Annotated in this window: 15 protein-coding genes; 10 read left to right on the top strand and 5 right to left on the bottom strand. The window is 68.7% G+C overall.

Features of this window, described 5'->3' with window-relative positions:
* Positions 1 to 43: 43 nt before the first annotated feature.
* From SY91_RS06340 to SY91_RS06350, 3 genes are all read left to right on the top strand, one after another.
* Positions 44 to 934: a DMT family transporter gene (locus SY91_RS06340; protein WP_023476280.1), complete on the top strand. Its 891-nt coding sequence runs from the start codon at positions 44 to 46 to the stop codon at positions 932 to 934.
* 126 nt (positions 935 to 1,060) lie between these two features.
* Positions 1,061 to 1,714, top strand: a complete 654-nt coding sequence (locus SY91_RS06345; RefSeq protein WP_023476281.1) for a hypothetical protein — start codon at positions 1,061 to 1,063, stop codon at positions 1,712 to 1,714.
* 77 nt (positions 1,715 to 1,791) lie between these two features.
* Complete coding sequence (locus SY91_RS06350; RefSeq protein WP_023476282.1) at positions 1,792 to 2,316, top strand: RES family NAD+ phosphorylase; 525 nt, start codon at positions 1,792 to 1,794, stop codon at positions 2,314 to 2,316.
* Positions 2,317 to 2,362: 46 nt separating this feature from the next.
* Here the strand turns inward: SY91_RS06350 and SY91_RS06355 are convergent, their stop codons facing one another.
* Positions 2,363 to 3,577 (bottom strand): MFS transporter, encoded by a 1,215-nt coding sequence (locus SY91_RS06355; RefSeq protein ID WP_011544703.1) that lies wholly within the window; start codon positions 3,575 to 3,577, stop codon positions 2,363 to 2,365.
* A 334-nt stretch (positions 3,578 to 3,911) separates the two neighbouring features.
* Between SY91_RS06355 and xdhA the strand changes: the two genes are divergently transcribed.
* The 4 genes from xdhA (at position 3,912) to SY91_RS06375 (ending at position 9,162) form a co-directional block, all read left to right on the top strand.
* The gene (gene xdhA / locus SY91_RS06360; RefSeq protein ID WP_023476284.1) at positions 3,912 to 5,498 is read left to right on the top strand and encodes a xanthine dehydrogenase small subunit; all 1,587 of its coding nucleotides are present in this window, start codon (positions 3,912 to 3,914) and stop codon (positions 5,496 to 5,498) included.
* Between the two features lie 18 nt (positions 5,499 to 5,516).
* A complete protein-coding gene (gene xdhB, locus SY91_RS06365) occupies positions 5,517 to 7,880 on the top strand; it encodes a xanthine dehydrogenase molybdopterin binding subunit (RefSeq protein WP_023476285.1) in 2,364 nt (787 codons plus the stop codon).
* 87 nt (positions 7,881 to 7,967) lie between these two features.
* A complete protein-coding gene (xdhC, locus tag SY91_RS06370; protein WP_012328004.1) occupies positions 7,968 to 8,636 on the top strand; it encodes a xanthine dehydrogenase accessory protein XdhC in 669 nt (222 codons plus the stop codon).
* A gap of 124 nt (positions 8,637 to 8,760) precedes the next feature.
* Positions 8,761 to 9,162, top strand: a complete 402-nt coding sequence (locus SY91_RS06375) for a nuclear transport factor 2 family protein (protein WP_185921118.1) — start codon at positions 8,761 to 8,763, stop codon at positions 9,160 to 9,162.
* A gap of 61 nt (positions 9,163 to 9,223) precedes the next feature.
* Here SY91_RS06375 and SY91_RS06380 read toward each other — a convergent pair whose 3' ends face one another.
* Positions 9,224 to 10,171, bottom strand: coding sequence for a LysR family transcriptional regulator (locus tag SY91_RS06380; RefSeq protein WP_124476176.1), 948 nt, complete (start codon positions 10,169 to 10,171; stop codon positions 9,224 to 9,226).
* An 80-nt stretch (positions 10,172 to 10,251) separates the two neighbouring features.
* On the bottom strand, positions 10,252 to 12,426 hold the full coding sequence (locus SY91_RS06385) for a DsbA family protein (RefSeq protein ID WP_260632422.1): 2,175 nt from the start codon (positions 12,424 to 12,426) through the stop codon (positions 10,252 to 10,254).
* A gap of 433 nt (positions 12,427 to 12,859) precedes the next feature.
* Between SY91_RS06385 and SY91_RS06390 the strand changes: the two genes are divergently transcribed.
* The 3 genes from SY91_RS06390 to SY91_RS06400 all read left to right on the top strand — a co-directional run bounded on the left by SY91_RS06390 (position 12,860) and on the right by SY91_RS06400 (position 17,901).
* On the top strand, positions 12,860 to 13,225 hold the full coding sequence (locus SY91_RS06390) for a BON domain-containing protein (protein ID WP_011544712.1): 366 nt from the start codon (positions 12,860 to 12,862) through the stop codon (positions 13,223 to 13,225).
* Between the two features lie 138 nt (positions 13,226 to 13,363).
* A complete protein-coding gene (locus SY91_RS06395) occupies positions 13,364 to 15,454 on the top strand; it encodes a D-(-)-3-hydroxybutyrate oligomer hydrolase (RefSeq protein WP_124591709.1) in 2,091 nt (696 codons plus the stop codon).
* 614 nt (positions 15,455 to 16,068) lie between these two features.
* Positions 16,069 to 17,901 (top strand): S10 family peptidase, encoded by a 1,833-nt coding sequence (locus SY91_RS06400; RefSeq protein ID WP_185921120.1) that lies wholly within the window; start codon positions 16,069 to 16,071, stop codon positions 17,899 to 17,901.
* Between the two features lie 143 nt (positions 17,902 to 18,044).
* On the opposite strand, the gene SY91_RS06405 is transcribed toward SY91_RS06400, so the two are convergent.
* On the bottom strand, positions 18,045 to 18,833 hold the full coding sequence (locus SY91_RS06405; protein WP_006476756.1) for a sulfite exporter TauE/SafE family protein: 789 nt from the start codon (positions 18,831 to 18,833) through the stop codon (positions 18,045 to 18,047).
* Positions 18,834 to 19,174: 341 nt separating this feature from the next.
* Positions 19,175 to 20,614, bottom strand: a complete 1,440-nt coding sequence (locus SY91_RS06410; protein ID WP_185921121.1) for a DHA2 family efflux MFS transporter permease subunit — start codon at positions 20,612 to 20,614, stop codon at positions 19,175 to 19,177.
* Between the last annotated feature and the right edge of the window lie 60 nt (positions 20,615 to 20,674).

Here is a 20,674-nt window from a genome sequence, read left to right on the forward strand (position 1 = left end):
CATAGTCGGGATCCCGATTCACCCGATTGTCCGGAATGCCGCCATGAACCTGTCGCTTTATTTCGTCACCGTGCTGATCTGGGGCACCACCTGGATCGCGATCAAGTGGCAGCTCGGCTCGGTGCCGCCGCCCGTGTCGATCGCGTGGCGCTTCTGGCTCGCGGCCGCCGTGCTGTTCGCGCTGCTGCGCGTGATGCGCCGCCCGGTGCGCCCGCCGCGCGAGGCGTGGCGCTTTCTCGTCGCGCAGGGCTTCGCGCTGTTCTGCCTGAACTTCCTGTGCTTCTACTACGCGGAGCAGGTCGTGCCGAGCGGCCTCGTCGCGGTGATCTTCTCGACCGCGCCGCTGTTGAACTCGATCAACGGCCGGCTGTTCATGGGCCGCCCGCTGCGGCCGTCGGCGATCGCCGGCGCGCTGCTCGGCCTGACGGGCATCGCATGCCTGTTCTGGCAGCAGATGGCCGGCCATCTCGACGACCATGCGACGTGGACGGGGCTCGCGATCGCGTTCGCCGGCACGATGTGCTTCTCGGCGGGCAACCTGCTGTCGAGCCGGATGCAGTCGATGGGGCTGCATCCGCTCGCGACCAACGGCTGGGCGATGCTGATCGGCGCGGCGATCCTGACCGTCGGCAGCGCGGCGGCCGGGATGCCGTTCACGCTCGACACGAGCCCGCGCTATCTCGGCGCGCTGGTGTATCTCGCCGTGCCGGGCTCGGTGATCGGCTTCACCGCTTACCTGACGCTCGTCGGCCGGATCGGGCCGGAGCGCGCGGCGTACTGCACGGTGCTGTTCCCGATCGTCGCGCTGGCCGTGTCGACGGTGTTCGAGGGCTACCAGTGGTCGCCGCTGGCGGTGCTGGGGCTGCTGCTTGTGGTGGCCGGCAATCTCGTCGCGTTCGACCTCACGCGGAAGCTGTTTCTGCGAACGGCGTGACGAATTCCGCGGCAGCGCGAGCGCACGCTCGAGGGAACCGGTACTTGAGGTGATTCGGTTGACGTAGTTGACTTGGTTTCGATTCGGGGCTACGCTCGATTACTTCGGTAGTGACGGGAGTCGAGCATGGTCACGCAAGCTCATACGCTGGAAGGGACGGCTGCAGTCCTTGATGTCGAGACGGAGGAAGCGTTGCGCAGCGCGGTTGGCGCGGCGACCATGCTCGGCCCCGATCGCGCACGCGCGCTGCTCAGGCTGTCCGACGAGCAATTGGGGCACCTGTTCAAGGTCGGCATCGCGCAGGTCATCGATCTGGCCGGCACGATCACGTTCGGCCTCGCCGCTGCGGCGACGCGCGACAGGAAGCCCGCCGGCGGGAAGAAGCGGGGGAGCGGAGTCGTCACCGCCGATCTGGAGCGGCACGTGCAGGCGGAGCGGCGCATGCTGGTCACCGACGGCAAGCTGCTGCCGGCTGCGCAGACATGGGCCGGCCTCGGCATGACGCGGCAGGCGCTCAGCAAGGCTGTGGCGTCCGGGCGGATCTTCGCGGTCGATGTCGGCGCTGCCCAGTACTATCCGGCCTTCTATCTGACGGGAGAGATCGATCGCAAGACGTTGGGCAGGGTGACCCAATGTCTCGGCAGTTTGCCGGGATGGAGCAAATGGCAGTTCTTCACGACGCCGAAGGCATCCCTGGGCAACGTTACGCCGCTCGTCGCGCTGTCACGCGGGAAAGTGGACGAAGTCGAGCGCGCCGCCATGGCGTTCGCCGAGCGCTAGGAGGGGCGTTTGCTGACGGCGCCGGGGGAACATTTTGCGAGCGCGACACTGACGACTCGCGAAGTTGCACCGACGGAGTGGTACGCATCTCGCGATATGCGACCGGAGAACCCTACTTCGGGAGATCGGGCGGTAATCGCTTCGACGATCCGCGCAAGCGACGGCGGTACGGCACCAGCTATTTCGGTTTCGATCTGCATTGCGCATTCGCCGAGACGGTGCTGCATGACGAAGTCGCCGATCTGGCGTTGGATGGTTTTCCGCTCGTGACGACCGAACTCGATCGCTACGTGCTTGCATTTGACGGCGCGCCGCTGACCGTGGCCGTCCTGCACGGCTTGCCGCTGAAAAACCTCGGTGGCGACGGCGCGTTGTCGACCACCATGCCATACGACGTTCCGCAACGGTGGTCGCTTGCCGTCTACCAGCATCCTCGTCGCGTCGACGGATTTTTATACATGTCACGTCATCTCAACACGTCGGAAGCGCTCGTGCTCTTCGATCGTGCCGGACCCAAGCTCTCGCTCGGGAACGCCGTTCCGTTCCGGCGCCACCCCGATGCGTTGCGCATACTGCGGGACTTCAACGTGCTGCTGCGTTGAGCCGCGTTGCGCGCGTCAACGAGCGTCAAGCTCCATGCCTTGCGGGTTACGCCGCCGCGCCGCTCCCCGCCACGCGCGCCTGCCGCTGATACAGCACCATCGATAGCGCGACGCCCGCCGCGGCGGCCACCGCCGCGAACAGGAACACCTGCGGATAGCCGAACGCACCCGCGACATAGCCGGCCAGCGGGCCGGTGATGCCGAGCGACAGGTCGAGGAATACCGAATACGCGGACAGCGCCGCGCCGCGGCTCGCGGGCGGCACGAGCGCGACGGCCTCGACGCCGAGCGCCGGGAAAATCAGCGCGAAGCCGAAGCCCGTGAGCGCCGCGCCGACGAGCGCGACGTGCGGCACCGGCGCGAGCCACAGCAGCAGCAGGCCCGCGGATTCGAACGCGAACGACACGATCGCGACGCGGAAGCCGCCATAGGTCTTGATCGTGTTCGCGAACAGCAGGCGCGCGCCGATGAACAGCGTGCCGAATACCGTCAGCGACAGCGCGGCGTTCGGCCAGTGGCGCGCCGCGTAGTACAGCGTGACGAAGGTCGCGATCGAGCCGAAGCCGGCCGAACCGAGCGCGAGACCGAGGCCGTGCGGCAGCACGCGCGTGAACACGCTCGCGTACGACATCCGTTCGCCGTGCACGAGCGGCACCGGCGCGATCAGGCGGGCGAGGTAGAAGCCGAGCGCGGCCAGCGCGATCACGATCACGCCGATCAGCGCCGGATTCAGCGTATGCGCGATCGCGACGCCAACCGGCGCGCCGAGCGCGAGCGCGCCGTAGGTCGCGATGCCGTTCCACGAGATCACCTTCGCGTTGTGCGCGACGCCGACCCGGCCGATGCCCCACAGGATCGCGCCGGTGCCGCACAGGCTTTCGCCGACGCCGAGCACGAGCCGGCTCGCGACCAGCAGCACGAGGCTCGCGACCGGCCAGTGCGCGAGCAGCAGCGCGACGAGCAGCAGCACGCCCGACACGCCGCAGCCGACCAGCCCGCGCAGCACGGTCTGCTTCGGCCCGAGCGTATCGGCGAGGCGCCCGGCGAGCGGCCGCGAGGCGAGCGTCGCGAAGTACTGGACGCTGATCGCGCCGCCCGCGACGATCGCCGAAAAGCCGAGGTCGTCGTGGACGAAGCCCGGCAGCACCGCGAGCGGCAGGCCGATGGTCAGGTAGCAGATGAACGTGAAGCAGACGACGGACACGATTTGCAGCGTGACCGCGAACCCGCTGCGCGGCGGTGTGGCGGAATCGGATGACATGGGGTCGGAACGAATGGTGAAACGAACGGAAAACGGCGGAAAAGGGAATCGGGATTTTCCCATGGAACCGGTTTTCCCGCAGGTACCATTTAGTTAATCGAGCCCCGTTCCGGAGGATCGCGGACGGTCGCGGGCGACCGGGACGGGCCCGAGCGCACCGTGCGGCAAGGGTGTCGGCCGGCCGGGCCCGCATATCGCGGCAGTTATATGAGCCGCATGCGTGATGGGCTATGGGTTGCGGAATTTGACGGTGATAGCGTGCAAACTGTCAGAAAAACGTCGGTCGAGCGCTCCGCGCTGGCCGCCTTGCCCCCATTTGAAGAAACGCCGAGACATGAGTGAGCCGATCCGCTTCTACCATCGTCACGCGATCCGCGAAGTCAGCGGCGCGGACGTGACCCGCACCGTGCTGCAATACCTGCGCGAGGACGCGCATTGCACCGGCACCAAGGAAGGCTGCGCGGAAGGCGACTGCGGCGCGTGCACGGTCGTCGTCGGCGAGCTGACCGATGCCGGCGCGGTCGAGTTCAAGGCCGTCAACGCGTGCATCCAGTTCCTGCCGACGCTCGACGGCAAGGCGCTCCTGACGGTCGAGGACCTGCGCCAGCCGGACGGCACGCTGCATCCGGTGCAGCAGGCGATGGTCGATTGCCACGGTTCGCAATGCGGGTTCTGCACGCCCGGCTTCGTGATGTCGATGTGGGCGCTGTACGAGAAGCACGGCCACGAAGGCTGCGGCAGTGCGTGCGCGAAGGCGAAGGACGTGCCGACGCGCACCGAGATCGCCGATGCGCTGACCGGCAACCTGTGCCGCTGCACCGGCTATCGCCCGATCGTCGATGCGGCGGTGCGGATGTTCGACGCGGCCGGCGAAGGTGCGACCGGCGAAGGTGCTCAGGCACCGTCGGCGCCGGTCGACACGGCCGCGCTCGCCCGCACGCTTGCATCGCTCAAGCGCGACGACACGTTCGACTACACGACGATCGACGGCGCACGCTTCGCGGCGCCGCGCACGCTCGACGCGCTGGCCGCGCTGAAGGCGGAGCGCCCCGACGCGCGCATTCTCGCCGGCAGCACCGACATCGGCCTGTGGGTCACCAAGCAGATGCGCCGCCTCGACGACCTGATCTACGTCGGCCAGATCGCCGAACTGCAGCAGATCGTGCACGGCGACGACTGGATCGAGATCGGCGCGGGCGTGACGGTCGAGAAGGCCTATGCGGCGCTGGCCGGCACGTATCCGGAACTGACCGAGATGTGGAAGCGCTTCGCGTCGCTGCCGATCCGCAACGCGGGCACGCTCGGCGGCAACGTCGCGAACGGCTCGCCGATCGGCGATTCGATGCCGGGCCTGATCGCGCTCGGCGCGCGCGTCGTGCTGCGCGGCGGCGACACGGTGCGCGAGCTGCCGCTGGAAGCGCTCTACACGGGCTACCAGCAGAAGGACATGGCGCCGCACGAATTCGTCGTCGGCCTGAAGGTGCCGACCCGCACCGGCGCGCGCGACAAGCTGCAGTTCCGCACGTACAAGCTGTCGAAGCGCTTCGACTCGGACATCTCGGCCGTGTGCGCGGCGTTCGCGTTCATCGCGGACGGCGACACGATCCGCGAGCCGCGCATCGCGTTCGGCGGGATGGCCGCGACGCCGAAGCGCGCGGCCAATACGGAAGCCGTGCTCGACGGCGCGCAGTGGCACGAAGCCACCGCGCAGGCCGCGATGCAGGCGCTCGAGCGCGACTACCAGCCGTTGTCCGACATGCGCGCGACGAGCACGTATCGGCTCGATACCGCGAAGAACCTGATGTATCGATTCTGGCTGGAGACGCGTCCGCACGACCCGCTGCCGCCGCAAGCCTTGAACGTGCGCGAAGTGGCCGCCGAAGTCGCCGCTGACGCGGCCAACGACGCGGCGCGCGTCTGACGAGGGAGAACACCGAACATGAACCAGCAAGCAGAACCGTTCCTGAGCACCCTCGATCCGCAGGCCGACGCCGCGCAGGTGCACGTGTCGCGCGCCCACGAATCCGCCCACCTGCACGTGAGCGGGCGCGCCACCTACACCGACGACATTCCGCTCGTCGCCGGCACGCTGCACGCGGCACTCGGGTTGTCGGCGAAGCCGCACGCGAAGATCGTGTCGATGAACTTCGACGCGGTGCGCGCGACGCCGGGCGTGGTCGCCGTGTTCACGGCCGACGACATCCCGGGCGTCAACGATTGCGGCCCGATCATCCACGACGATCCGGTGCTCGCAAAGGGCGTCGTGCAGTTCGTCGGCCAGCCGATGTTCATCGTCGTCGCGACGTCGCACGAAACCGCGCGGCTCGCCGCGCGCCGCGCGCAGGTCGACTACGAGGAGCTGCCCGCGATCCTGACCGCGCAGGAAGCGCGCAAGGCCGAAACCTACGTGATCCCGCCGCTGAAGCTCGCACGCGGCGATGCTGCCGCGCGGCTCGCCGCCGCACCGCACCGCGAGTCCGGCGAGATGCTGCTCGGCGGGCAGGAGCAGTTCTACCTCGAAGGGCAGATCGCGTACGCGGTGCCGAAGGACGACGACGGGATGCACGTGTACTGCTCGACGCAGCACCCGAGCGAGATGCAGCACCTCGTCGCGCACGTGCTCGGCGTCGCGTCGCACAACGTGCTGGTCGAATGCCGCCGGATGGGCGGCGGCTTCGGCGGCAAGGAATCGCAGTCAGGGCTGTTCGCGTGCTGCGCGGCGCTCGCCGCGTGGAAGCTGCTGTGCCCGGTGAAGCTGCGCCCGGACCGCGACGACGACATGATGATCACCGGCAAGCGGCACGACTTCCATTACCGCTTCGACGTCGGCTACGACGACGACGGCCGCATCGACGGCGTCGCGCTCGACATGACGTCGCGCTGCGGCTTCTCGGCCGACCTGTCGGGCCCGGTGATGACGCGCGCGGTGTGCCACTTCGACAACGCGTACTGGCTCGGCGACGTCGACATCGCCGGCTACTGCGGCAAGACCAACACGCAGTCGAACACCGCGTTCCGCGGCTTCGGCGGCCCGCAGGGCGCGTTCGCGATCGAATACATCCTCGACGACATCGCGCGTTCGCTCGGCCGCGATCCGCTCGACGTCCGCTACGCGAACCTGTATGGCAAGACCGAGCGCAACGTGACGCCGTACGGACAGACCGTCGAGGACAACGTGCTGCAGGAGCTACTCGGCGAACTCGAGACGACGAGCGACTACCGTGCGCGCCGCGCGGGCGTGCGCGCCTTCAACGCACGCAACACTGTGCTGAAGAAGGGCATCGCGCTCACGCCGGTGAAGTTCGGCATCGCGTTCAACGTCACGCACTTCAACCAGGCCGGCGCGCTGGTGCACATCTACACCGACGGCTCGGTGCTCGTGAACCACGGCGGCACGGAGATGGGGCAGGGGCTCAATACGAAGGTCGCGCAGGTGGTCGCGCATGAGCTCGGCATCCGCTTCGGCCGGATCCGCGTGACGGCGACCGACACGAGCAAGGTCGCGAACACGTCCGCGACCGCCGCGTCGACGGGCTCGGACCTGAACGGCAAGGCCGCGCAGGATGCGGCGCGCCAGTTGCGCGAGCGGCTCGCGGTGTTCGCGGCGAAGCAGTTCGGCGACGGCAAGGTCGATGCGGCCGACGTGAAGTTCGGCAACGACGTCGTGTGGGTCGGCGGCCATGGCGTGCCGTTCGGCGAAGTGATCGCGAAGGCGTACCTCGCGCGCGTGCAGCTGTGGTCCGACGGCTTCTATGCGACGCCGAAGCTGCACTGGGATCAGTCGAAGCTGCAGGGCCGGCCGTTCTACTACTACTCGTACGGCGCGGCCGTGTCGGAAGTCGTGATCGACACGCTGACCGGCGAAATGCGCACGCTGCGCGTCGATGCGCTGCACGACGTGGGCGCGTCGCTGAACCCGGCGCTCGACATCGGCCAGGTCGAAGGCGCGTTCATCCAGGGGATGGGCTGGCTGACGACCGAGGAGCTGTGGTGGAACCCGGGCGGCAAGCTGATGACGCACGCGCCGTCCACGTACAAGATCCCGACGGTGAACGACACGCCGCCCGAGTTCAACGTGCGGCTGTTCCAGAACCGCAACGTCGAGGACAGCATCCACCGCTCGAAGGCGGTCGGCGAGCCGCCGCTGCTGCTGCCGTTCTCGGTGTTCTTCGCGGTGCGCGACGCCGTGGCCGCGGTCGGCGACTATCGCGTGAATCCGCCGCTCGACGCGCCAGCCACCGGCGAGTCGATCCTGCGCGCGATCGGCGCGGTGCGGGCGGCGAGCGCCGCGCGGGCAGGCTGAGATGAACCGCCTCTCCACGCTCGCTTCGTGCGCCGGCCCCGACGGGGCGGTCAGCCTCGTCGTCAGGCCGGCCCGGCGGAGGCCGGCATGAACGGCCCCGCTCGTTCGCCTCGTGCCGCGTCGCAGGCGCCCGCCGCCGGCTGCGACGGCGCGTGCGGCAGCGCGCCGTCGTCGATGCAGCCGTTCGCGCCGGGCACCGGCCAGCGCAACCGCGCGACCGGCGCGCCGGCGCCGATGCACATCGTGCTGTTCGGCGCGGGGCACGTCGGCCACGCGCTCGTCACGCTGCTCGGCGCGCTGCCGTGCGTCGTGCAGTGGGTCGACACGCGCGACGAGCTGTTTCCGGACGAATGTCCGCCGAACGTGCAGCCGGAGCCGACCGACACGCCGGAGGCCGTCGTCGACGCGGCGCCGCCCGGCGCGTACTTCCTCGTGATGACGCACAACCACGCGCTCGACTTCTCGCTCGCCGCGCAGATCATGCGGCGGCGCGACTACGCGTACTTCGGGATGATCGGCTCGCGCACCAAGCGCGTGAAGTTCGAGCGCCGGCTCGCCGCGCGCGGCGTCGATCCGGCGCGGCTCGTGGAGATGGTGTGCCCGATCGGCGTCGCGGGCATCGTCGACAAGGCGCCGGGCGCGATCGCGGTGGCCGTCTGCGCGGAACTGCTGCAGGCCCGCTCGGGCATGCCGGTGGCCGATGCGAAGGCGGCTGCGGCCGGCCGCGCACGCGACGACGTGTCCTGCGCGCGATGAAGCCGCGATAAAGCCACGGTAAAACGGCGACGCCGCGCGGCCGGCGCACGGCCGCGCGTTTTTGCATACACTGCACGACCATGCGCGGCAGCGGGTCGCGCTTCACCTCACCGTGCACGCACCCATGTCCGATCACTCCGTCTATCTGGACGCGCTCGATGCGAGCCTCGTCGCCATCGAGCGCTGGCTATCCGGCGTCGATACCGCGCCCGCGGCGCTCGATGCGCTGCTCGCCGCGTTTTCCGCGGACTTCACGATGATCCTGACCGACGGCCGCATGGTCGACCGTGACGGCATGCACGCGCTGTTCGCGAAGCTGGCCGGCGCGAAGCCGGGGCTGCGCATCACGCTGTCGGAGATCCGCGTGCTCGCGGCCGACGCATCGCATGCGGTGCTCACCTATCTCGAAGCGCAGCACGCGACAGCGGGCGAGCTGCCCGCGCGCCGTGCGACCGCCGTGTTCACGCGCGATGCGGCGGGCGTCGTGCGCTGGACCCATCTGCAGGAAACCTTCTGCACGGCCTGAGCAGCTGCGCTGCCTGCACCGTCGCGCTGCCTGCCCTGTTCCGCTGCGCTTGGGCCGCGCGTCAGCGCCTGCGCGTGCGGGCGACCGTCAGCTCGTCGGACACGCTCTGCATCAGCGCGCACAGCCACGCGATGTCGGTCGGCCGATCGGGTTGCGGGTGCGTGAGCAGGTAGCTCTTGATGCGCGGGAACGGCACGGGCGGCGTGACGACGACGAGCGGCAGCAGTTGCGCATAGTGCGTCGCGAAGCGGCGCGTCGTCGTGAAGATCAGGTCCGACTGCAGCAGCACCTGCGGCACGATGCCGAAGTACGGCAGCGTCGTCACGATACGCCGCGTGAGGCGCGCGCGTGCCAGGCCGATTTCGATCGCGTTGCGCTTGTCGCCGGTGTACGGCGTCGGTGCGACGTGCGCGGCCGATGCATACGCTTCGCGCGTGAGCGGCGCGCGGGCAAGCGGATGCGCGTCGCGCATCAGGCACACGATCGTGTCGGAGAACAGGTCCTGGCGCGCGAACTGCGGGTCGGGCTTCGGCCAGTTGCCGATCACGAGATCGAGCGCGCCCGATTCGAGCGCGCCCGCGTGGTCGAGCGCGGGATTGAGCGAATCGATTTCCAGATGGGCATGCGGTGCCGCGTCGCGAAAGCGCTCGATCAGCGTCGGCATGAAGAAGTCGTTCAGGTAGTCGGGCGCGGCGACGCGGAACGTGCGCCGCGCGGACGACGGATCGAAGTCGCCGTGCGGCGTCGCGATGAAATCGACCTCGCGCAGCGCACGCGACGCGGCTTCGAGCAGCGACGCGCCGTATTCGGTCGGCACCATGCCCGATTTGCCGCGCACGAGGATCGGGTCGTTCAGCGTCTCGCGCAGCTTGCGCAGCGCGGTGCTGATCGCGGGCTGCGTCTGGTTCAGCCGCAACGCGGCCTGCGTGACGCTGCGCTCGAGCAGCAGCGTGCGTAGCACGCGCACGAGCCAGATGTCGAGCGAGGCGGTACGGTCGTCGTCTTCCATCGATTAGGGTGATTCCAGTGACGCGTAACCTTACCGCAGCCGCACGTTGCCGTGCGTGATACCGGCCATCACGCACGCCATCACGCGCGGCCCTTCGGCAGCGTGCTGATCCGCTTGACCTCGCGCGATTCGAGCCAGTTCGGCGTGCGCGCGCAGTACAGCACCATCGGCAGCGCGTCCTCGCCCCAGAACAGTTGCTGGTTCATCCAGAACGTCGGCACGCCGAACACACCGAGCGCGATCGCGTCGGTCGTGTTGCGGGTCAGTTGCGCGGCGGTTTCCTCGAATTCGATCAGCTCGTCGCCGTGACCCACGCCGACGCGTTCGCACAGCGCGGCGAAGCCTTCCGGCGTCGACGGATCGTTGCCTTCGCGCCAGATGAACCGGAACATTTCCAGCACCGTCACGATATCGGCGCGCAGCGCGATCGCGAGGCGCAGCACCTTGTCGGAATCGAACGGATGCGCGGGCGGCATCTTGAAACGGATGCCGAGCTGCTCCGCGCGAAACAGCGCGTGACGGTACGTGAACACGCGCTTGGCCGGCACGTCGGCGGTCGGGCGCTGGCCCCAGTGGCGCTGCAGGTCGCTTAGCGACACGGGCACGGGGACGAACGGCACGTCCGGCCATTTGTCGTGCTGCTCCAGCAGCAGATACGAGAACGGCGACACGAAGTCGAAGAACCAGGCGGGTTGGGCGGTATCGAGGCCGGTTGTCATGTCGTTCTCCAGAAGGTGGGGCGTGCGGCGCCTGGCGGCGGCCTCCATGTTACGCGGCGGCGCGCGCATGCAGCAATGATCGCGGATCGTTCGCTCACGCGGAACCGGGAGTCGCCCGGGGGCGTCGCCAGCCGGCGGCGGCGCGGCTTGCGCGCGTGCCGGCGGGCTGCCGGCGCCGGGCGGGCCCGCCGCCGCGTCCTGGTCGTGCGCGGTGAGCCGTTCGCGCACGAAGCCGATGTGCTCGCGCAGTACGTAGAACTGACCGGCGTACGCGAGCGGCATCTTCATCCGGTTCACGGCTTCCTCGATGTCGTCGAGCTGGTCGAGCAACTGCACGCGCTCCTCGGCCGTATGTTCGCCGAGCGCGCTGCGTTCGAGCGCGATCAGCGCGCCGTACCAGCGGTAGATGCGCGAGCGCACGCGCCAGCCGTACAGCGACGGCACGAGCCGCAGCCCGGGAATCAGCACGACGATCAGCGGTACCAGCACGACCAGCAGCCGGTCGACCAGGCTCGCGACCCAGAACGGCAGCCGCCGGTACAGGAAGGTCTTGCCCGACTTGTAATAGCGCGACGCGTCGTCGGACAGCGGGAAGCCGCGCGTGACCGGCGACGGGAATTCGCCCGCGTGCTGCAGGATCGTCGCGTGGCCGTGCACTTCGCGCGCGGCCTCGATCAGCAGGTCGGACAGCGCGGGGTGCAGCGAGTCGCGCGCGACGAGTTCGATCGTCGGCGCGACCGTGTGGATATCGGCGGGCGGCAGGTTGAGGCCGAGATCGTAGACGCCCATCGGCAGCGTGATCGCGGTCAGGTACGGAAAGCGCCGCGCGTACGCCTCGGCCTGCGTGAACGAATACACGTGCACGCCCGGCGCGCGGAACAGCTTCGCCATCACCGGGATCTGCGTCGAATCGCCGGACAGGAAGGCCGCGTCGATCTTGCCGTCGAGCAGCGCGGTCGCCGCGTCCTCGCCGGCGGTCGGCAGGAGCGCGGTCGGGCCGCCCGGCACGATGCCGTTCATCTTCAGCAGCGCGAGGCTCAGTTCGCGCGCGCCGCTGCCTTCCGCACCGAGCGCGAGCCGCTTGCCCTTGAAGTCGGACAGGCGCGCGACGACCGGGCCGCGGTACATGATCGCGAGCGGCACGTAGCCGATGCTGCCGAGCGACACCAGATGCTCGTCACGTTCCTTCGGGCCGATGCCGCTCTGCACGAATCCGACGTCGACCGGCGCGTTCGGATTCGACAGCCGCGCGAGGTTCTGCGCGGAACCTTCGGACGATTGAACGTCGAGCGTGACGCCGTTTTTAGCGAGAATCGTCTTGTACTTCTGCGCGGCGTTCCAGTACGTGCTGCCGGGCGGCCCGGACGAGATCACGAGCGTGGACGGCGGCGCCGGCTGGATCAGCTTGACCGCGAGCCAGACGGCCGCGCCGGCGAGCAGCACGGTCGGGCCGATCGACAGCGCGAGGTCGCGCCAGGAGACGGCGACAAAGCGGGCGAGGATGCGGCGCGGCGGGCGAGGGCGGGCAGGCTTCATGGGGTTGGCGGATGACGCTGGCGTGACGCATCGGTGACGGTCGTCGCGGGACGACGTGGAGTCTCGCGGCGATGGTACCCGGTTTCCCCGCGCCTGCGCGAGTGGGGGGCGGTATTGCACCGCGGCACCGGGATGGCGGCCACCACCCCCGCGTCAAAAGCTTTGCGCTTCGGCGGGCACTGGATTACATTGTGCGACGCAGCCGCGCCCGATTCGCGCGCGACCCGGCACGTCATCAGACCGGGCGCGTCCGGCCGGCGGCTGTCCGGCCCGGCCGGCCCGCTTTCGCGTGCGCCGGCCGCCGGCCCGTGACGCCTCTCTCGTATCGCCGTGGAAAACACCGGCTGTCCCGCCCGTTCGCGCGCGGGCCGGCTGTTTTTGGGGGTATTCGGCCGTACTGTGCACGGCCGTTCCGGAGTGATAAGGAGATAGCATGAAGTCGATCGTGTTGAGAGCGTTGGGTGTCGCCGCCGTGGCGGCCTGTCTGTCGGGCAGCGTGTATGCGCAGTCGAGCGACGCAGCGGCCACGGAAGCGCCGGCGGCGGCGAGCAGCGCGCCGAAGGCCGCCGCGAAAACCGCGAAGAAGGCGAACCGCAAGCTCGGCTACGCGGTGCGCAAGGCCATTACGAAGGCAGGCGGCATCGACGTGGCGAACATCGTCGTGCGTTCGAAGGGCGGCGCGATCTCGCTGGAGGGCACGGTGCCCGACCAGGCACAGATCGACAAGGCGGAAGAGGCGGCGAAGAGCGTGAAGGGCGTGACGTCGGTCACGAACAAGCTGACGGTTCAGCAGCAGTAACGCCGGGCGGCGGCGCGCGAGCGCCGCGTGCGCCCGTTTTCAGGCGGGCCCCGGCATGCCGGGGCCCGTTTGCGCTTCAGAGGCCGAACGCCGCGCGCGACGCGGCGGCGGACCGATAACGATATCGAGGGGGCGGCGATGACGAAACTCGGGTGGGGCAGGCGGGTGGTGTGGGGGGCGGCGCTGGCCGCGGTCGCGATGCTCGGCGCGTGCAACGGCGACGAGTCGGCCGAGCGCAACCGGTTGCCCGGCTTCGTGTCCGGCAGCGTGCGCACGACGGCCTACGACGGCGCGAGCGACGACCTGCTGACGGCCGGCCTCGGCAAGACCGGCCTCGCGGCGGCGACTGCGCCCGGGTTCGCGAACCCGTCGCGGCCGACCAGCGCCGAATTGCGCCGTCTCGCCATCTGGTCGAACTATCGCGCGCTCGTCGACATGAGCGCGAATGGCGGCTACGGCCGCTTCTGGGGGCCGAACGTCGACCTCGACGGCAACGACACGCTCGGCGAAGGCAAGATCCCCGGCACCGAATATCTCGCGTACGCCGACGACGGCAGCGGCAGCAAGAACGTCACGCTGCTCGTGCAGGTGCCCGCGAGCTTCAACCCCGCGCAACCGTGCATCGTCACGGCGACGTCGTCGGGCTCGCGCGGCGTGTACGGCGCGATTTCCGCGGCCGGCGAGTGGGCGCTCAAGCGCGGCTGCGCGGTGGCCTACAACGACAAGGGCGGCGGCAACGGCGCGCACGAGCTCGGTTCCGACACAGTCACGCTGATCGACGGCACGCTTGCCAACGCGGTGCTGGCCGGCACCGCGAGCCTGTTCACCGCGAACGTGACGAGCGGCGATCTCGCCGCATTCAACAGCCGCTTCCCGAACCGTTATGCGTTCAAGCATGCACATTCGCAGCAGAACCCCGAGCAGGACTGGGGGCGCGTGACGCTGCAGTCGGTCGAATTCGCGTACTGGGCGCTCAACGAGCAGTTCGGACCGGTGATCGACGGCGCGCGTCACGGCGTGCGCTATCGCGCGGGCGACATCACGACGATCGCCGCGTCGGTCAGCAATGGCGGCGGCGCGTCGCTCGCTGCCGCCGAACAGGACAATCGGGGCTGGATTACCGCGGTCGTGGTCGGCGAGCCGCAGATCAACGTGCGGATGGCGCCGAATGCGGTGGTCCGCGCGGGCGGCCAGCCGGTGCCGTCGTTCGGCCGGCCGCTGGCCGATTACGCGACGCTCGCGAACCTGCTGGAACCGTGCGCGGCCGCGTCGGCGTCGCTCGCCGGTGCGCCGTACCTGAGCGCGCTGCCGGCCACGACCACGCAGTCGATCCGCACGCAGCGCTGCGCGACGCTCGCCGCGGCCGGGCTGGTGGCAGGCGCCGACACGCAGAGCCAGGCGGCCGACGCGCTCGCGCAACTTCACGCGGCCGGCTATCTGGCCGATTCCGACCTGCTGCAGGCGCCGATGTGGGATTCGCAGGCCATTCCAGCGATCGCGGTCACCTATGCGAACGCATACACGCGCTCGCGCGTCACCGACAACCTGTGCAACTTCAGCTTCGCGACGACGAACCCGGCGACGGGCGCGGTCGCGGCGCCCGCCGCATCGCCGATGCCGAGCGTGTTCGGCGTCGGCAACGGCGTGCCGCCGACCGCCGGCATCAATCTGGTGTTCAACGACGGCGCGGGCACCGACCACCGGCTTGCGACGCCCGATGCAAGCTTCGCGGGCGCGCTGTGCCTGCGCCAGCTGTGGACCAACGGGATGCTCGGGATGCCCGCGAACGTCGACGCGGTGCGCGTGAACGCGAACCTGCACGGCAAGCCGGCGATCATCGTGCAGGGTCGCAGCGATGCGCTCGTACCGGTGAACCATGCGTCGCGCGCGTACGTCGCGCAGAACGGCATCAGCGAAGCCGGGCGCAGCCAGCTGGTGTTCTACGAAGTGACGAACGGCCAGCACTTCGACGCGTTCCTGTCGGTGCCGGGCTTGGACACGCGCTTCGTGCCGGTTCACTACTACAACGTGCAGGCGCTGAACCTGATGTGGCGGCATCTGAAGAACGGCGCGCCGCTGCCGCCGTCGCAGGTGATCCGCACGGTGCCGCGCGGCGGCACGCCGGGCGCCGCGCCCGCGCTGACGAGCGCGAACCTGCCGCCGATTTCGACCGCGCCGGGCGCGAACGCGATTTCCGTCGGCGTCGGCACGATCGACGTGCCGCTCTGACGGCGCCCGCCACGCGTTCTCCAGCACGCCGGACCGTCGTCCGGCTTTTTTATTGACGTCGCCTGGAATCGGTCCCGTACGGCCTTTTATCCGAATAGCGAGCGCTGTAACAAATTATTACTTTACGGCGATAAATCCGGAACCTAATATGCGCCGGTATTTTCACTTAATTTAATAAATTCAGACGCGAGAATATTCCTTTCCGTTTAGTTAATCGATCCTTTCGATTTTATTCAATCGGCTCGAATCCCGGCTGATCGCCGTTTCGCGATTAATCGGTATCTCGCCGAGGGGGATCGTTCGTCTATTCGAAGTGAAGACGCTTTGCCGGGCGGGCTTTGCGCGGCGTTCTTTTGTCCGTCTTTTTTGTTGTGCCTGCGAATCAACAGAATGAATCCGTATTGCAGCGAATCATTGAATTCTCGTTGGCAATGGAATTGATTCCATTGTGCGGTTGCAAAAAACATGGGTGGGTAAATCGTGCCGATCGGTATTCGCCGATCCGGTAAAAAACTCGGAGTGCGTCGCATAACGAATGCATTCCCGGTGCGGAGCGCCGGCGCAAATGATCCTTTGCGGCCGGCGGTATTTATCGTTCTGTTCGAGAGGCAATAATGACGACACGGAAGTCCTTGAAAGACGGTTTCGCGCTATTCGGAACGACCTTGAGCGTACCGCTCGCCGCCGCAGCGGCCGCGGCGCTGCTCGTCACGGGGTGCGGCGACGACGGGCCGAGCCCGAGCGCGTCGGCCGCCACCGCGGCCGCGACGACCAGCGGCAGCACGTCGGCCGTCACCGACGCAACGACCGCCGCCGCGGCCGACCAGCCGTACGTCGACACCGACGTGTACGGCACCGGGCCGAACGACGCGGTCACGGATTCGACGGAAGGCGCCGCGGTCGTGCACCGCCAGGTCACGATCGGCGGCAAGACGATCAAGTACACGGCCACCACCGGCCACCTGACGACGATCGATCCGGTCACGTCGGCGCCGAACGCGAAGATGTTCTACGTCGCGTACACGCAGGACAATCCGGACCCGTCGAAGCCGCGTCCGGTCACGTTCTTCTACAACGGCGGCCCCGGTTCGTCGTCGGTCTACCTGCTGCTCGGCTCGTACGGGCCGAAGCGCCTGCAGTCGTCGTTCCCGAACTTCACGCCGCCCGCGCCGTACAAGCTGCTCGACAACCCGGACAGCCTGCTCGACCGTACCGACCTGGTGTTCATCAACCCGGTCGGCACTGGTTATTCGACCGCGATCGCGCCGGCGAAGAACAAGGACTTCTGGGGCACCGACCAGGACGCGCGCTCGATCGACCGCTTCATTCAGCGCTACCTGACCAAGTACTCGCGCTGGAATTCACCGAAGTTCCTGTACGGCGAGTCGTACGGCACCGCGCGCAGCGCGGTCGTGTCGTGGGTGCTGCACGAGGACGGCATCGACCTGAACGGGATCACGCTGCAGTCGTCGATCCTCGACTATGCGAACGCGCTGTCCGCGCCGGGCACGTTCCCGACGCTCGCGGCCGACGCGTTCTACTGGAAGAAGACGACGCTCAACCCGACGCCGACCGATCTCGACGCGTACATGGTCCAGGCCCGCAACTACGCGGACAACACGCTCGCGCCGCTCGCGCAGAAGCCGAACCCGCAGGACGGCGGCTTCGTGAACGTGCGGCTGAACCTGAAGCTCGCGACCGCGCAGCAGATGGGCGCGTACATCGGCACGGACCCGACGTCGCTGATCCAGACCTTCGGCAACCCGGCCGCGCTCGGCAACGTGCCGTCGTCGGATGACAACCCGCCGTACACGTTCTTCCTGACGCTGGTGCCGGGCACGCAGATCGGCCAGTACGACGGTCGCGCGAACTTCACGGGCAAGGGCATCGCGCCGTACATCCTGCCGAACTCGGGCAGCAACGATCCGTCGATCACGAACGTCGGCGGCGCGTACACGGTGCTGTGGAACAGCTACATCAACACCGACCTCAAGTACACGTCGACGTCGTCGTTCGTGGACCTGAACGACCAGGTCTTCAACAACTGGGACTTCAGCCACATCGACCCGACCGGCGCGAACAAGGGTGGCGGCAATACGCTGTACACGGCCGGCGACCTGGCGTCGACGATGAGCGTGAACCCGGACCTGAAGGTGCTGTCGGCGAACGGCTATTTCGACGCCGTCACGCCGTTCCACCAGACGGAGCTGACGCTTGCGCAGATGCCGCTCGATCCGACGCTCAAGGCGCAGAACCTGACGATCAAGAACTACCCGTCGGGCCACATGATCTACCTGAACGACGCGTCGCGGACCGCGCTGAAGGGCGATCTCGCCAGCTTCTACGACGGTATCCTCGCGAACCGCACCGCGCTGCAGCGCGTGCTGAAACTGCAGGCGCGCACGCAGCAACTGAAGCAGCAGACACTGCAGCAGCAGGGGCAGTAAGCGTGGCGGGCGGCGGGTGCCGCCCCGGATGGACGACAGCCCGATCGGCGCAGGCCGGTCGGGCTGTTTTGCTTTCGCAGCGGATGATGGCGCGGCGTGTCAGTGGCGCCGGCCGGAAATAGCCGCGGGGATGCGGCGCCCGCTTACGCCAGCACGAGCCGCACGCCGACCGCGACCAGGGTCGACGCGAGCAGGTTGCGCAGCAGCCGCTCGGGCGCGCGCGCCGACAGCAGGCTGCCGATCACGATGCCCGGCAGCGAACCGAGCAGCAGCGACAGCAGCATCGACCAGTCGACCGAGCCGAGCAGCCAGTGGCCCATGCCCGCGACCAGCGTGAGCGGCACCGCATGCGCGATGTCGGAACCGACGATGCGGGTCGTCGCGAGCAGCGGATACAGCAGCAGGAGCACGGTGACGCCGATCGCGCCGGCGCCGACCGACGTCATCGACACGAGCACGCCGAGCACGGCGCCCGTCAGCACGGTCGACCACAGCGTGCGCGCGGGGCTCGGCGCGAGCGGGTTGCGGGCGGCGAACGCGGTCAGTTGAGGGCGGAAGATCAGCGCGAGCGACGTGAGCAGCAGCGCAACGCCCAGTACGAGCTGGATCATCCGCGCGGTGCCCGGCGTGTTCATCCCGTGCGTATGCAGCCACCACAGCGTGAGCGCCGCGGCCGGCACGCTGCCCGCGGCGAGCCGGCCCGTGATGCGCCAGTCGATCGAGCCTTTCAGGCCGTGGACGAGCGTACCGGTGGCCTTGGTCGCGGCTGCGTACAGCAGGTCGGTGCCCACCGCCGTCGCGGGGTGGACGCCGAACAGCAGCACGAGAATCGGCGTCATCAACGAACCGCCGCCGACACCCGTCAGGCCGACGAGAACGCCGACGAACAGGCCGGACAGCGAGTACAGCAGATCGATATGGGGAAGCGACATCGGAGCAGGCGGTTATGCGGCGTTCGGCGGCGGCGCGCGGCCGCGGCGCGCGCATCAAAGTCCGCCATTGTCGCAAAAGTGACGCGTCAACGTACGACTGCGTTAAAAATCGGCCGGAGAGGCGCGCACGGCGGCGGCCGGCGGGACGTGAAACGGGCGTTTGAGCAGGGACGCGGCCGACGGTGATGATCGGCCCGAAAGCGGTGACGAATCGGGCTTAAACGGCGCGCGTCCGACGCGCATAAAAAAGAGGCGCGACAGCGCGTGCCCTGATCCGATGCCGGTTCTCGGTTCTCGGTTCTCGGTTCTCGGTTCTCGGCTCCCGGTTCCCCCGCCGACGGTCAGTGCATCGCGGGGCCGGCGCCTTCGACCGCGCGGGGCGCCCGGATGCGCAGCGCCAAACCGGTCAGCGCGGCCACGGCGGCAAACGCCGCGCCGAACGCGAAGGCCGCGTGGTAGCCGCCGTTCAGCGCGTCGAGCGGCGTGGCTTGCGCCGCCGCGAGCGCGTCGGTACGGGCCCCGGCGAGGCTCGCGAGGATCGCGAGCCCGAGCGCGCCGCCCATCATGAACGACGTGTTGACGATACCCGACGCGAGCCCGGAATCGGCCGGGTCGACGTCGTTCATCGCGGCGAGCAGCACCGGGTTGAACGCGACGCCCGCGCCGATGCCGAGCAGCGTCATGCCGGGCAGCACGTGCGACACGAAACCGCCGTCGACCGGCGCGCGCGAGAACAGTGCGAGGCCGCACGCCGCGAGCAGCAGGCCGGCGGCAATCGGGCCGCGGATGCCGAAACGCATCACGATGCGCGCCGACAGCCCGAGCGAGAACGCGGCCATGATCAAATTCGCCGGCAGGAACGCGAGCCCGACCTGCAGCGGCCCGTAGCCGAGCACGCGCTGCATGTACAGCGCGGACAGGAAGAACCACGCGAACATCGCGGCTGCCCACAGCACGGCGATCGCGTTCGCGAGCGCCACGTTGCGCGCGGCGAACAGCGTGAGCGGCATCAGCGGATGCGCGGCGCGCGACTCGATCGCGATGAACAGCGCGAGCAGCACGACGGCCGCGCCGATCAGCGCGATGGTCTGCGTCGACAGCCAGCCGGCCTCGTTGCCGCCGACGATCCCGTAGACGGCCAGCATCAGCGATGCGGTCACCGTGATCGCGCCGGCGACGTCGAGCCGCGCGGCGCCGGCCGGTGCACGCACGCGCGGCAGCAACGCGACGCACATCGCATAGACGGCGACGCCGATCGGCAGGTTGACGAGGAAGATCCAGTGCCACGACAGCGAGCTCGTCAGCAGTCCGCCGAGCAGCACGCCGATGCTGCCGCCGCCCGCGCAGACGAAGCCGTAGACGCCCATCGCACGCGCGCGTTCGCCGGGCTCGGTGAAGAGATTCATGATCAGCGACAGCGAGACGGCCGACACGACCGCGCCGCCGAGCCCCTGCACCGCGCGTGCGGCGATCAGCATCGCCTGCGATTGGGCGAGGCCACACGCCAGCGACGCGAGCGTGAACACGACGAGGCCCGCGAGGAACATGCGCCGCTGGCCGTACAGGTCGCCGAGCCGGCCGCCGAGCAGCAGGCAGCCGCCGAACGTCAGCAGGTACGCGTTGACGACCCAGACGAGGGCCGTTTCGGTGAAGTGGAGGTCGGTACTGATCGACGGCAGCGCAACGTTCACGATCGTGCTGTCGAGCACGATCATCAGCACGCCGAGACAGAGCACGATCAGCGCGTACCAGCGCTTCTCGCCGTGAATCCCGTGGGTCATGGGCTTGCAGCCTTCTGATCGTTATTTGAAGGATGCATTGTAGAGGTCGCCGGCGCGGGC

Origin of the sequence: Burkholderia cenocepacia (assembly GCF_014211915.1) — a bacterium.
Taxonomy (GTDB): domain Bacteria; phylum Pseudomonadota; class Gammaproteobacteria; order Burkholderiales; family Burkholderiaceae; genus Burkholderia; species Burkholderia orbicola.